A 13,745-nucleotide genomic window follows, 5' to 3' on the forward strand; every position below is an offset into this window, starting at 1 on the left:
ATACGCTGCATGACGGGTCTAGCTCTGGCTGGAGCGACGCCGAACTCCTCATTCGGTGATCCGTCATATATCGAATTCGTCGCGGCGCTGCTGGTCTTGCGCCGCGCTTCTCCTGAAGCTTCCCCAAAGCTCGTTTCTCCAGGGCTTTTCCAGGCGCTTTTTCCACGGTTCAGCACAGAAAAAACCCCGGTCGGGACGGTGTCCATCGGCCGGGGTCGCAAAGCTCGCCTGTTCTCAAGAGGCGATGCTACGTTACGCCTGTCAAAAATCCACGGCAATAAAAAAAAGCCCGGCTTGCACCGGGCTTTCAAGTGTGACCGCATCCGTTGCCGGATGCGGCACCTGCAAAACCGCCTGCGCTGCTGACGCTTAAGCTGCGAGCAGCGAACGCAGCACGAACGGCAGAATGCCGCCGTGCTTGTAGTAGTCGACTTCGATCGGCGTGTCGATGCGCAGCAGCACCTGGACGCGCTCATCCTTGCCGTCCTTGCGGTGGATCACGAGCGTCAGATCCTGTTGCGGCTTGAAGTTGTCGGTCAGGCCTTCGATGTCGAAGGTTTCTTCGCCGGTCAGGCCGAGCGACTGCACGCTGTCCGAACCCTTGAACTGCAGCGGCAGCACGCCCATGCCCACGAGGTTCGAGCGGTGGATGCGCTCGAAGCTGCGTGCCACCACGGCCTTCACGCCCAGCAGCTGCGTGCCCTTGGCCGCCCAGTCACGCGACGAGCCCGTGCCGTACTCTTCGCCCGCGAACACCATGGTGGGCGTGCCGGCGTCGATGTACTTCATGGCGGCGTCGTAAATCGACAGCTGTTCGCCGCTCGGCTGATGGATCGTCAGGCCGCCTTCGACGCGCGTGCCGTCGGCCTTCGGCGGGATCATGAGGTTTTTGATGCGCACGTTAGCGAACGTGCCGCGCATCATGACGTCATGGTTGCCGCGGCGCGAGCCGTAGCTGTTGAAGTCGGCCTTCTGCACGCCGTTCTCCTTGAGCCACTTGCCTGCGGGCGAGTCTTCCTTGATCGAGCCGGCAGGGCTGATGTGGTCGGTCGTGACCGAGTCGCCGAAGATGCCCAGTGCGCGCGCGCCCTTGACTTCGGCCACCGTCGACGACGGCGTCATCGAGAAGTCGTTGCCGAAGAACGGCGGCTCGGCGATATAGGTCGACTTCGGCCAGTCGTAGACCTGGCCTTCCTCGCCCTCGATCTTGCTCCACAGGTCGCCCTTCTTCGTGAGCTGGCTGTAGTTCTTCTGGTAGACGTCGGCATCCATCGCGAACTTGAGCAGCGCGTTGATTTCCTCGCTGCTCGGCCAGATGTCGCCGATATAGATGTCGCGGCCGCCCTTGCCCTTGCCGACCGGCTCGGTCATCAGGTCGCGCGTGATGTTGCCTGCGATCGCGTAAGCGACGACCAGCGGCGGCGAGGCCAGGAAGTTCGCGCGGATGTTCGGGTGGATGCGCGCCTCGAAGTTGCGGTTGCCCGAGAGCACCGCTGCCGCGACCACGTCATTCTTCGTGATGGCTTCGTTCAGCTCGGGCGTGAGGTCACCCGCGTTGCCGATACAGGTCGTGCAGCCGTACGCCGCCAGTTCGAAGCCGAGCTTCGAGAGGTAGGGCAGCAGGCCCGTCTTCGTCAGGTATTCCGTGACAATGCGCGATCCCGGTGCGAGCGAGGTCTTGATGTGCGGCGCGACCGTGAGGCCCGCTTCCACGGCCTTCTTCGCCAGCAGGCCCGCGGCCAGCAGCACGCTCGGGTTCGAGGTGTTCGTGCACGAGGTGATGGCGGCAATCAGCACGTCGCCGTTATGCAGCTTGACCTTGTCGCCTGCCGCAAATTCGGCGTCCAGGTCGGCGGCCTTCTTGGCGAAGCCGTTTTCCGCGACCGGCTTCGAAAACAGGTCGACGAAGGTCGACTTCACATGGCCGATTTCGATGCGGTCTTGCGGGCGCTTCGGACCAGCGAGCGACGGCGCCACCGTGCCGAGGTCGAGCGTGAGCGTCTTCGTGTAGTCGATGTCGCCGGCCTTCGGAATGCCGTAGAGTTCCTGGGCCCTGAAGTAGTTTTCGAACGCCGAGATCTCTGCTTGCGTGCGGCCCGTGCCCTTGAAGTAGTCGATGGTCTTCTCGTCGACCGGGAAGAAGCCCATGGTTGCGCCGTACTCGGGTGCCATGTTGCCGATGGTCGCGCGGTCCGGCAGCGAGAGCGAGGCCGTGCCTTCGCCAAAGAACTCGACGAACTTGCCGACCACCTTCTCCTTGCGCAGCATTTCCGTGATTGTGAGCACGAGGTCGGTGGCCGTGCAGCCTTCGCGCAGCTTGCCCTTGAGCTCCACGCCCACGACGTCCGGCGTGAGGAAGTACACCGGCTGGCCGAGCATGCCGGCTTCGGCTTCAATGCCGCCCACGCCCCAGCCCACCACGCCAATGCCGTTGATCATCGTGGTGTGCGAGTCGGTGCCGACCAGCGTGTCCGGGTAGTAGACGGTATCAGCGCCTTCGGTCTTTTTGTGCACGCCGCGCGCGAGGTATTCCAGGTTGACCTGGTGGACGATGCCGATGCCCGGCGGCACGACCTTGAACGTGTCGAACGCCTGCATGCCCCACTTCATGAACTGGTAGCGCTCGTTGTTGCGCTGGAATTCCAGCTTCATGTTCAGGTCGAGCGCATCCTTCTGGCGGAAGTAGTCGATCTGCACCGAGTGGTCGACCACGAGGTCCACCGGCACGAGCGGCTCGATGACCTTCGGGTCCTTGCCGACCTGCTTCGCGACGCCACGCATGGCCGCGATATCGGCGAGCAGCGGCACGCCGGTGAAGTCTTGCAGCACGACGCGCGAGACGACGAACGGAATTTCATCGACGCGCGCAGCGTTGGGTTTCCAGTTCGCGAGCTGCTCGATGTGTTCTTCCGCGATCTTCTTGCCGTCGTAGTTGCGCAGCACGGACTCGAGCACGATACGGATCGAGACCGGCAGGCGATTGATCTTCACGCCGAGCTGCTTGCCGAGTTGCGGCAGCGAGTAGAACTTGCCTTTGCCGGAACCGCTGTCGAATTCCTTTAGCGTTTTGTGGAGGTTGTGGGCCATGGTGTTTTCCTTCGTTTAATCGCGGAAATAACGCTTTGCTACACGTTTTGCTGCCAGTCTGCCTGCTTGCTCAGATTACGTACAAGTCGACGTACTCGTTCACCGGCATGGCTTCGAGCCTTGCCGCATCGAGCGAAACGTCGAGAATCGCCTGCTGCTGCTTCGCGGGGAAGCGGCGCGCGAGGTTGGTCCTGAACTTCTCGATCAGGAGCGGCGTGCCTTCGTCGCGCCGCCGTTTGTGACCGATGGGGTATTCCACCACGACTTCTTCGAACCTGGTACCGTCGTTGAGTTCGATGGTGAGCGCATTCGCGATCGAGCGCTTGACCGGGTCGTGATAGTCCTTCGTGAACTGGGGATCTTCGACGCAGACCGTCGTCGCGCGCAAGGCGTCGATGCGCGGGTCCTGCGCCACGTCGTCTTCGTAATCGGCAGCGGTGAGACGCCCGAAAATGAGCGGCACGGCCACCATGTACTGAATGCAGTGGTCGCGGTCGGCCGGGTTCGCGAGCGGCCCGCTCTTGTCGATGATGCGGATCGCCGCTTCATGCGTGCGAATGGTGATCTGCTTGATGTCCTGGGCGCTCCGGCCTTGTTGCGCGAGCATGCCGTGCAGCGTCATCGCGGCTTCGGCGGCGGTCTGCGCGTGGAATTCGGCCGGGAACGCAATCTTGAACAGCACGTTCTCCATCACGTACGAGCCGTACGGGCGCTGGAACCGGAACGGCCGCCCCTTGAACGAGACGTCGTAGAAGCCCCACGTTTTCGCCGTGAGCGCGGAGGGATACCCCATCTCGCCCGTCTTCGCGATCAGCGCAAGGCGCACCGCGCGCGAGGTGGCGTCGCCGGCGGCCCATGACTTGCGCGAGCCGGTATTGGGCGCGTGGCGGTAGGTGCGTAGCGCCTGACCGTCGACCATCGCGAGCGAAACGGCGTTGATCAGCTCGTCGCGCGTGAGCCCGAGCATCTGCCCGACCACCGCGGTCGAGGCGAGCTTCACGAGCAGCACGTGGTCGAGCCCGACCTCGTTGAACGAGTTTTCCAGCGCCATGCAGCCCTGGATCTCGTGCGCCTTCACCATGGCTTCGAGCACATGCCTCATGGTGAGCGGCGGTTTGCCCTGAGCGACGGCCGTGCGCGAGAGCCAGTCGGCGGTCGCGAGGATGCCGCCCAGGTTGTCCGACGGATGGCCCCATTCGGCGGCCAGCCAGGTGTCGTTGAAGTCGAGCCAGCGGATCATCGCGCCGATGTTGAACGCGGCCTGAACCGGATCGAGCTGGAATGAGGTGCCCGGCACCTTCGCGCCGTGCGGGACGATCGTGCCTGGCACGATGGGTCCCACCAGCTTGGTGCAGGCAGGGTAGGAGAGCGCCTCGAGTCCGCAGCCGAGCGTGTCCAGCAGGCAGTAGCGGGCGGTCGACAGGGCGAGTGCGCTGTCGATCTCGAAATCGAGTACGTAGTCGACGATGTCGACCAGTACCCGATCCGGCTGCGGCCTGACGTTGGAGACGGGTGCGGACATCGAGGCGTTCCCGATGCGGCGCGCTTACTGGCTGGCGCCCGCTGCCGGCGCGCGCAGCGCGTTGGCCTGGGTCGGCGCCGGTGCGCCTTGCTGCATTGCAACGGTCTTGCACTCGTCGGCCAGGCGCGAGCTGTCCTTGTCGGAGAACAGCATGGCCTTGGTCGGGATCACGACCAGGTCGAGGCCGGTGGCGGCGTCGTGGAAGCGGTCGGCGCCCGTCGTCGTGGTCTGGCGCGGCAGGTTGTAGTTCTTGTTCGCCCAGTGAACCGTGACGATCTGGTCACGTGCCATGTCGCCCTTCAGGTCGAACTGCATGCCTTCAGCGCAGCTCCAGTGCTCCGAGCCTTCCGGGATCGGATCGACCTTTGCTTCCTTGGCCGGATTGGCCTTGCGCTTGATGATCTTGTGCTTCGGTGCCGGCTTCTTGGGGGTGGCCGTCGTGGTTTGCGCGGCGGCTTCGGTGGCCGCCAGCATCATCGTGGTGGACAGCGCGCCGATAACGGTGGCGATCAGCAGTTTCTTCATGGAGTCGGACCTTTATCTCTTTAAATCGGTTGATCAGGCGAGGCTGCGGGGTGCAGCCGCCGGTTGCATTGCGCGCGCGCCGAAAGCGCGCAGCGGACGCTATTTTCACCTATTTGCCGATATGAGCCAGGACTTTTGCGATTTGAAAAAATTTAGCCCGCCATTCACGAACCCGCTTGCTGTATAACGACGCCTGGCGTAGCGTCGCCCCGATCGAACAGCGGCGCAGCTTCGGCGGGCACGGCGCGCCCAGTCGTGCGCGCGCGGCGCAGCACCGACCAGTAGTAGCGGTAGCTCGCGCGGTCGTGCAGCGTGTCGGCATGGCGGATCGGTCCCCATTGCGCGGCCAGCAGGATCTCGGCGGCAGTGGCGATTTCCTCGTCGCGCGGCGCAAATGCGGCGACGATCACCGGGATCTGCGCCGGATGGATGCTCCACATGCGCGTGTAGCCGAATTCATTGCGGGCGCGGCGCGCGTCGTTCGCCACGACGTCCATGTCGCGCACCTCGGTGCTGACATTGTGTGACGGAACGCGGCCGTTCGCATGGCAGGCCGCGGCGATTTCCAGCTTCGCACGGCGCACGAGCGGGTGGTCGAACTGGCCCGGCGAGCGCATGGCGGTGTCGGGAATCGCGCCGTCGTGCGCGGAGACGAAGTCCATCAGGCCGAAACTGAGCGCTTGCACGCCGCGCAGCGCGGCGAGATCGAACACGCGCGCGAGCGCGCCATGGGTTTCGACGAGCAGTTGCACAGGAATCGGCTTGTCGATGCCCATCTCCGTGCGCGTGGCTTCGACGAACGCCGTCATTTCGGCGGCGTCGGCCACCGTGCGGATCTTCGGCAGCGTGATGTAGGCCGGCGCGCGTTTCGCGGCGCGCAGGATCAGGCGTACGTCGTCGCGCCAGTGCGGATGGTGAATGTCGTGGATGCGCACGCCCACGCGCCCGAAGCGGTCGTGCTCGCCGCCGATCAGCGACGCGACGAGTTCCGCGTGCTCGGCTTCGCGGCCAACCTGGGCGCCGTCCTCGCAATCAAGGGTGATATCGAATACCGGGCCCAGCTCCTGCTGCAGCGCGAGCGATTTCAGCATCAGTTTCTCGCTGCCGGCGTAGTGGTCGCACACGGGCAGGAGGACAGGCGGCGCTTCGCCGTCAAACAGCACTTCGGCGGGGGAGAGGGCGCGCATCTTCGGCGTCAGGGGACGAGTGTTGGATCAGGAGCCTGAACGAAAAAAAACCGGAACCCGCTATGCCGCCGCGGACTCCGGTTTGCTTGCTACGGCTTACTTGCCGAGCAGGTGAGCGACGCCTTCGCGCTCTTCGAGCAGCTCGTTGAGCGTGCCGTTCATCTTTTCACGCGAGAATGCGTCGATTTCGAGGCCTTCGACGCGCTTGTACTCGCCGTTTTCGCAAGTCACCGGCACGCCGTAGATGATGTCTTCGGGGATCTCGTACGAGCCGTCCGACGGAATGCCCATCGTGACCCACTTGCCGTTCGTGCCGAGCACCCAGTCACGCACGTGGTCGATCGCTGCGTTGGCCGCCGATGCCGCCGACGACAGGCCGCGCGCTTCGATGATCGCCGCGCCGCGCTTGCCGACCGTCGGGATGAACGTGTTGCGGTTCCATTCGTCGTCGTTGATCAGCGCGTTGAGCGACTGGCCGTCGACCGTGGCGAAACGGTAGTCGGGGTACATCGTGGGTGAGTGGTTGCCCCACACGGCGAGCTTCTCGATCGAGGCGACCGGCTTGCCCGACTTGGCGGCCAGTTGCGAGAGCGCGCGGTTGTGGTCCAGACGCAGCATGGCGGTGAAGTTCTTCTTCGGCAGATCCGGAGCCGACTTCATGGCGATGTAGGCGTTCGTGTTGGCCGGGTTGCCGACCACCAGCACCTTTACGTCGCGGCTGGCGACGTCGTTGAGCGCCTTGCCCTGAACCGTGAAGATTTCGGCGTTGGCCGAGAGCAGGTCCTTGCGCTCCATGCCCTTCGAGCGGGGACGTGCGCCAACCAGCAGGGCGACGTCGGCGTCCTTGAACGCGACCTTCGGATCGTCGGTGATCACCACGCCTTGGAGCAGCGGGAATGCGCAGTCGTCGAGTTCCATGACGACGCCCTTGACGGCAGCTTGCGCTTGCGGCAGGTCGAGCAGTTGCAGGATGACGGGCTGATCCTTGCCGAGCAGGTCGCCGTTCGCGATGCGGAACAGCAGGGAGTAAGCGATCTGACCTGCGGCGCCGGTGACGGCAACGCGCTTTGCGGACTTAGCCATTGAAAATCTCCAGGAAGATGCGTTAGACGCCAGGGTAAAACGCCATTCTATATGCGCGCTACACCAGGCGTTCATGAATCCGGCGAACCTTCTTCCGGGCGGCGTGCGAGGCTTTCGCGCATCGCGCCGCGCGCCCGCAGGCGGGCCGCCATATAACCCGTGAGCACGGAGGAACAGCGTGTGCGGGGCGATTCTGCGACACATTTCGCCACGAGGTGTATGCTGCCTGCCAGCCCTCGGAGTCGCCCGCAAACCCTTGCTCGACCGGCAGTTTAGGAGCCGGGAGAGGCAAAGTCAACAGTATCTTATGTCTTATATAAGACATATCTATTGCGTCCAAAAGGGTAGATTTCCGGGGGGCTTTATGTTGAAATGCGCGCCATGAGTGCGAACCCGGTCAGCAACGCGAATTCACCCGCTCCCGAGAGTGGCGCCAACGCGTCCGCGTCCGCAACGGCTGCAGCCACGTCTCCCACCTTCAGCCCGCTCTATCAGCAGATCAAGGGGCTCATCACGCAGAGCCTCGTGTCCGGCGAATGGAAGCCCGGCGAGATCATCCCTAGCGAAGTCGAACTGGCCGCCCGCTACAAGGTGAGCCAGGGGACCGTACGCAAGGCGATCGACGAACTCGCAGCCGATAACCTGCTGGTGCGCCGTCAAGGCAAGGGTACGTTTGTTGCGACGCACAATGAAGAGCGCGCGCAGTTTCGCTTTCTGAGATTGCTGGCCGATGACGGCGCCGAGCATCCGCACGTGAGCAAGCTGCTTGAGTGCCGGCGCATGCGTGCGTCCGCCGACATCGCGCGCCAACTGGAGCTCAAGCCCGCCGACCCGGTCGTGCTGATCCGACGCCTGCTGGAGTTCGACGGCGAGAGCACCGTGCTCGATGAGATCTGGTTGCCTGGCGGCGTGTTCCGCGGCCTGACGGCCGAGCGCCTCGCCGAGTACAAAGGACCGCTCTACGCCATGTTCGAAGCGGATTTCGGTACGCGCATGATTCGCGCGACCGAGAAGATTCGCGCCGTGGCCGCCGAGCCCATGGTTGCCGACCTGCTCAACATTCCGGCTGGGTTTCCTTTGCTATCTGTCGAGCGGGTGTCCTATACCTATGGAGATCGTCCGGTCGAGGTCCGCCGCGGTTGGTATGTCACAACCGGGTACTACTATCAGAATGACTTGAGTTGATGAAGGAAGCGCCCGCGCAGGAAGGGGCGGACGCACCTTGTACGCCGACATCTCGCGCGCGCAGCGGCGGTTCCAGAGTGGGGATTTCGCTGCAGCGCGATATGAAAAGGCGCTAAAATTGCGTATTAGTGTTAACACATAGTAGGGGTCTAGCATGGCTGAAGCCACAAAAAAACCGAGGCCGGAATTCCGGAACATCGGGCTTGGGCAGATATTGCTCGCATACCGCCTGCCGCTCGCGGGGCGCGTGTCGATCGGCCACCGCGTGAGCGGTGCGCTGCTGTTTCTGTTCTTGCCTTTCCTGCTGTTCCTGTTTGACCAGAGCCTCACTTCGGAACTCAGCTTCGAGTTCTTCAAGGGCTTCCTCTCCAACATCATCATCAAGCTCATCGTGCTGGTCCTCGGATGGGCGTTCCTGTTTCACTTCTGCGCCGGCGTGCGCCATCTGTTCATGGACTTCAGCCATGACCTCGTGAGCAAGGAAAAGGGCAAGTCGACCTCGCTCGTGGTCGTTGTCATCTCCACGGTTCTCACGATCGCCTTCGCGGCCAAACTCTTCGGAGCGTTCTAATAATGTCGGCTAAAAACGGTATCGGTCCGAAGCGTCTCGTCGTGGGCGCGCACTACGGCCTGCGCGACTGGATTGCCCAGCGCGCCACCGCCGTGATCATGGCGATCTACACGGTTGTACTGCTCGCGCTGTTCTTCGGCGCACACGATTTCTCGTACGACGGCTGGGCTTCGATCTTCTCCGCGCAGTGGATGAAGCTCGCCACGTTCGTCACGCTGCTCGCGCTGTTCTATCACGCCTGGGTTGGCGTGCGCGACATCTGGATGGACTACATCAAGCCGGTCGGCCTGCGCATCACGCTGGACGTCCTCACGATCGCATGGCTGCTGGGCAGCCTCGGCTACGCCGCTCAGATTCTCTGGAGAGTGTAAAAGAATGGCTGCAATCAAGAATTCTCTGCCGCGTCGCAAATTCGACGTGGTCATTGTCGGCGCGGGCGGTTCGGGGATGCGCGCTTCGCTGCAACTGGCGCGTGCGGGCCTCTCGGTCTGCGTGCTCTCGAAAGTGTTCCCCACGCGTTCGCACACGGTTGCTGCCCAGGGCGGCATCGGCGCTTCGCTCGGCAACATGAGCGAAGACAACTGGCACTACCACTTCTACGACACGATCAAGGGCTCCGACTGGCTCGGCGACCAGGACGCGATCGAGTTCATGTGCCGCGAAGCGCCGAACGCCGTCTATGAACTGGAACACATGGGCATGCCGTTCGACCGCAATGCGGACGGCACCATTTACCAGCGTCCGTTCGGCGGCCACACGGCCAACTACGGCGAAAAGCCGGTGCAACGCGCTTGCGCGGCGGCTGACCGTACCGGCCACGCGCTGCTGCACACGCTGTACCAGCAGAACGTTGCCGCGAAGACCACGTTCTTCGTCGAATGGATGGCGCTGGATCTGATCCGCGACGCCGAAGGCGACGTGCTCGGCGTGACCGCGCTCGAAATGGAAACGGGCGACGTCTATATCCTCGAAGGCAAGACCACGCTGTTCGCCACGGGCGGCGCGGGCCGTATCTTCGCGGCATCCACCAACGCGTTCATCAATACCGGTGACGGCCTTGGCATGGCGGCCCGCTCGGGCATCGCGCTGCAGGACATGGAGTTCTGGCAGTTCCACCCGACCGGCGTGGCCGGCGCGGGCGTGCTGATCACCGAAGGCGTGCGCGGCGAAGGCGGCATTCTGCGCAACTCGAACGGTGAGCGCTTCATGGAGCGCTATGCGCCCACGCTGAAGGACCTCGCGCCGCGCGACTTCGTCTCGCGCTCGATGGACCAGGAAATCAAGGAAGGCCGCGGTGTCGGCGCGCACAAGGACCACGTGCTGCTCGATCTCTCGCACATCGGCGCAGAGACGATCATGAAGCGTCTGCCGTCGATTCGCGAAATCGCGCTGAAGTTCGCCAACGTGGACTGCATCAAGGAACCGATCCCGGTCGTTCCGACGATTCACTACCAGATGGGCGGCATCCCGACCAACATCAATGGTCAGGTCGTTGGCACCCCGAAGGGCCACGAAGAAGTCGTCAACGGCTTCTACGCCGTGGGCGAATGCTCGTGCGTCTCGGTGCACGGCGCAAACCGCCTGGGCACGAACTCGCTGCTCGACCTCGTGGTGTTCGGCCGCGCTGCCGGCAACCACATCGTCAAGCACGTGAAGGAGCTCAAGGAGCACAAGCCGCTGCCGGCAGACGCCGCCGACTTCTCGCTCGCGCGCCTCGCGAAGCTCGACAACTCGACCTCGGGCGAGTACGCGCAGTCCGTCGCGAACCAGATCCGCGGCTCGATGCAGAAGCACGCTGGCGTGTTCCGTACCTCGGCGCTGCTTGCGGAAGGTGTCAAGGACATCGCGCAGGTTACCGAGCAGGCGAAGCATATCCACTTGAAGGACAAGTCGAAGGTGTTCAACACCGCGCGCGTGGAAGCGCTCGAAGTGGCGAACCTCGTAGAAGTTGCGCAAGCAACGATGGTGTCGGCGGAAGCCCGCAAGGAAAGCCGCGGCGCGCATGCACAAAGCGACTACGAACACCGCGACGACGAAAACTGGCTGCGCCATACGCTGTGGTTCAGCGAAGGCAACCGTCTTGAATACAAGCCGGTTCACATGAAGCCGCTGACCGTCGAGTCCGTGCCGCCGAAGGCGCGTACGTTCTAAGGCACACGCCAGTCAAAAGGAATTTGGAAATGGCCAAACGTATTTTTGAAGTCTATCGCTACGATCCGGACAAGGACGCGGCGCCGCGCATGCAGTCGTACGAGCTGGAGATCACGCACGAGCGCATGCTGCTCGACGCGCTGGTCAAGCTCAAGGAACTGGACGAAACGCTGTCGTTCCGCCGTTCGTGCCGCGAAGGCGTGTGCGGTTCGGACGCCATGAACATCAATGGCAAGAACGGTCTGGCGTGCCTCACGAACCTGAACGAACTGCCGCAGAAGATCGTGCTGCGTCCGCTGCCGGGCCTGCCCGTCGTGCGCGACCTGATCGTCGACATGACGCACTTCTTCAACCAGTATCACTCGATCAAGCCGTACCTGATCAACGACACGCCGCCGCCCGAGAAGGAGCGTCTGCAGTCGCCCGAACAGCGCGACGAACTCGACGGCGTGTACGAGTGTATTCTGTGTGCGAGCTGCTCGACGTCGTGCCCGAGCTTCTGGTGGAATCCGGACAAGTTCGTCGGCCCGGCAGGCCTCCTGCAGGCTTACCGCTTCATCGCGGACAGCCGCGACGAAGCCACCGGCGAGCGTCTCGACAACCTCGAAGACCCGTACCGTCTGTTCCGTTGCCACACGATCATGAACTGCGTCGACGTTTGCCCGAAGGGGCTGAACCCGACGAAGGCGATCGGCAAGATCAAGGAACTGATGGTCCGCCGCGCGGTTTGACGCTGCGTACCTGAAATAAGCGAAATGGAATCGCATCAGTCTGACCCCCATCGCCGCGCGCGCCTTCGCTGGCGCGCACGGCGCGGTCTGCTCGAAAACGATCTGATTTTCGAGCGTTTTTTCGACCGCTACGAGCATGACCTCAGCGACGCCGACGTGGGTGCTCTCACGCGTCTGCTCGAGCTGAGCGATAACGACCTGATGGACTTGCTGCTTGCGCGCAAGGAACCAGAAGGCGACCTTGCCGACCCGGACGTGAAGCGGGTGCTGGAGCTGCTTCGCAACGTTTGAGATGCTGCGGCGTTCGCCGTTTTGCCAGCGAACGCCGCGCCGGACGACACTATCGAATCCCGTGTTTACCTTCGATTGAGGATGTGCTATGACCCCGTCTGATGTAAAAGCCACGCTATCGTTCAGCGATAATTCGCCGAGCGTCGAACTGCCGATCTACAAGGGCTCGATGGGCCCGGACGTGATCGACATCCGCAAACTGTACGGTCAGACCGGCAAGTTCACGTATGACCCGGGCTTCATGTCGACGGCGGCGTGCAACTCGGCCATCACGTACATCGACGGCGACAAGGGCGAGCTGCTCTATCGCGGCTACCCGATCGACAACCTCGCGCAGAACGCCGACTTCCTCGAAACCTGCTACCTGCTCCTGAAGGGCGAGCTGCCGAACCTCGGGCAAAAGACCGAGTTCGTGAAGACCGTCACGCAGCACACGATGGTGCACGAGCAGATGCACTTCTTCTTCCGTGGCTTCCGCCGCGACGCACACCCGATGGCGATTCTGGTCGCCGCGGTGGGCGCGCTTTCGGCGTTCTACCACGACTCGCTCGACATCAATAACCCGCGTCACCGCGACATCTCGGCCATCCGCATGATCGCCAAGCTGCCGACGCTGGTTGCCATGGCGTACAAGTACTCGATCGGCCAGCCGTTCGTGTATCCGCGCAATGAGCTTTCGTACAGCGCGAACTTCATGCACATGATGTTCTCGAACCCGTGCGAAGAGTACAAGATCAATGACGTGCTGGTGCGCGCGCTCGACCGCATCCTGATCCTGCACGCGGACCACGAGCAGAACGCCTCGACCTCGACGGTGCGTCTGTCGGGTTCGTCGGGTGCGAACCCGTTCGCATGTATCGCGGCCGGTATCGCTTGCTTGTGGGGCCCGGCGCACGGCGGCGCAAATGAAGCCGCGCTGAACATGCTCGAAGAGATCGGCTCGGTCGACAACATCCCCGAGTTCATCAAGCAGGTCAAGGACAAGAACTCGGGCGTGAAGCTGATGGGCTTCGGCCACCGCGTCTACAAGAACTACGATCCGCGCGCGAAGCTGATGCGCGAAACGTGCCACGAAGTGCTCAATGAACTCGGCCTGCACGACGATCCGCTGTTCAAGCTCGCGATGGCGCTCGAAAAGATCGCGCTGGAAGACGAATACTTCGTGTCGCGCAAGCTGTATCCGAACGTCGACTTCTACTCGGGTATCGTGCAGCGCGCGCTGGGCATCCCCACGTCCATGTTCACCTGCATCTTCGCGATGGCGCGTACGGTGGGCTGGATCGCGCAGTGGAACGAAATGATCGCCGACCCCGAGCAGAAGATCGGTCGTCCGCGTCAGCTGTTCATCGGCGATACGCCGCGCGAAGCGAAGCCGATCGCGCAACGCTAAGCCGGATGGTTTTCACGCGGCG

Annotated in this window: 14 protein-coding genes; 9 read left to right on the top strand and 5 right to left on the bottom strand. The window is 62.9% G+C overall.

Annotated elements, in window-relative coordinates; translation table 11 throughout:
- Window positions 1-9 precede the first annotated feature (9 nt).
- Window positions 10-366, top strand: a complete 357-nt coding sequence (locus NH14_RS02195; protein ID WP_152617256.1) for a hypothetical protein — start codon at window positions 10-12, stop codon at window positions 364-366.
- Window positions 367-369: 3 nt separating this feature from the next.
- On the opposite strand, the gene acnA is transcribed toward NH14_RS02195, so the two are convergent.
- The 3 genes from acnA to NH14_RS02210 form a co-directional block, all read right to left on the bottom strand.
- Window positions 370-3,087 (bottom strand): aconitate hydratase AcnA, encoded by a 2,718-nt coding sequence (acnA, locus tag NH14_RS02200; RefSeq protein WP_035531246.1) that lies wholly within the window; start codon window positions 3,085-3,087, stop codon window positions 370-372.
- A 70-nt stretch (window positions 3,088-3,157) separates the two neighbouring features.
- Complete coding sequence (locus tag NH14_RS02205) at window positions 3,158-4,609, bottom strand: bifunctional 2-methylcitrate dehydratase/aconitate hydratase (protein WP_035531249.1); 1,452 nt, start codon at window positions 4,607-4,609, stop codon at window positions 3,158-3,160.
- Between the two features lie 24 nt (window positions 4,610-4,633).
- The gene (locus NH14_RS02210; RefSeq protein ID WP_035531252.1) at window positions 4,634-5,134 is read right to left on the bottom strand and encodes a hypothetical protein; all 501 of its coding nucleotides are present in this window, start codon (window positions 5,132-5,134) and stop codon (window positions 4,634-4,636) included.
- Between NH14_RS02210 and NH14_RS02215 the strand changes: the two genes are divergently transcribed.
- Entirely contained in the window at window positions 5,133-5,321 is a 189-nt protein-coding gene (locus tag NH14_RS02215; RefSeq protein ID WP_152617257.1) for a hypothetical protein, read from the top strand. The two genes, NH14_RS02210 and NH14_RS02215, sit on opposite strands and share 2 nt — an antisense overlap.
- Here NH14_RS02215 and NH14_RS02220 read toward each other — a convergent pair.
- Entirely contained in the window at window positions 5,299-6,321 is a 1,023-nt protein-coding gene (locus tag NH14_RS02220; RefSeq protein ID WP_052148375.1) for an HpcH/HpaI aldolase/citrate lyase family protein, read from the bottom strand. The two genes, NH14_RS02215 and NH14_RS02220, sit on opposite strands and share 23 nt — an antisense overlap.
- Window positions 6,322-6,417: 96 nt before the next feature.
- The gene (locus tag NH14_RS02225) at window positions 6,418-7,404 is read right to left on the bottom strand and encodes a malate dehydrogenase (RefSeq protein ID WP_035531254.1); all 987 of its coding nucleotides are present in this window, start codon (window positions 7,402-7,404) and stop codon (window positions 6,418-6,420) included.
- A 372-nt stretch (window positions 7,405-7,776) separates the two neighbouring features.
- Here NH14_RS02225 and NH14_RS02230 point away from each other — a divergent pair, with 372 nt between their 5' ends.
- From NH14_RS02230 to gltA, 7 genes are all read left to right on the top strand, one after another.
- Window positions 7,777-8,589, top strand: a complete 813-nt coding sequence (locus NH14_RS02230; RefSeq protein WP_407947113.1) for a GntR family transcriptional regulator — start codon at window positions 7,777-7,779, stop codon at window positions 8,587-8,589.
- A 154-nt stretch (window positions 8,590-8,743) separates the two neighbouring features.
- Entirely contained in the window at window positions 8,744-9,160 is a 417-nt protein-coding gene (gene sdhC / locus NH14_RS02235; protein WP_035531257.1) for a succinate dehydrogenase, cytochrome b556 subunit, read from the top strand.
- 2 nt (window positions 9,161-9,162) lie between these two features.
- Window positions 9,163-9,531, top strand: a complete 369-nt coding sequence (sdhD, locus tag NH14_RS02240) for a succinate dehydrogenase, hydrophobic membrane anchor protein (RefSeq protein ID WP_035531259.1) — start codon at window positions 9,163-9,165, stop codon at window positions 9,529-9,531.
- A gap of 4 nt (window positions 9,532-9,535) precedes the next feature.
- Complete coding sequence (sdhA, locus tag NH14_RS02245; protein WP_035531261.1) at window positions 9,536-11,311, top strand: succinate dehydrogenase flavoprotein subunit; 1,776 nt, start codon at window positions 9,536-9,538, stop codon at window positions 11,309-11,311.
- A 29-nt stretch (window positions 11,312-11,340) separates the two neighbouring features.
- On the top strand, window positions 11,341-12,042 hold the full coding sequence (locus NH14_RS02250; protein ID WP_035531265.1) for a succinate dehydrogenase iron-sulfur subunit: 702 nt from the start codon (window positions 11,341-11,343) through the stop codon (window positions 12,040-12,042).
- Window positions 12,043-12,066: 24 nt separating this feature from the next.
- Complete coding sequence (locus NH14_RS02255) at window positions 12,067-12,333, top strand: FAD assembly factor SdhE (protein WP_027797784.1); 267 nt, start codon at window positions 12,067-12,069, stop codon at window positions 12,331-12,333.
- Window positions 12,334-12,421: 88 nt separating this feature from the next.
- Complete coding sequence (gltA, locus tag NH14_RS02260; RefSeq protein ID WP_035531271.1) at window positions 12,422-13,723, top strand: citrate synthase; 1,302 nt, start codon at window positions 12,422-12,424, stop codon at window positions 13,721-13,723.
- The last annotated feature ends 22 nt before the right edge of the window (window positions 13,724-13,745 follow it).

The organism is Paraburkholderia sacchari (genome assembly GCF_000785435.2).
GTDB classification, from domain to species: Bacteria; Pseudomonadota; Gammaproteobacteria; order Burkholderiales; family Burkholderiaceae; genus Paraburkholderia; species Paraburkholderia sacchari.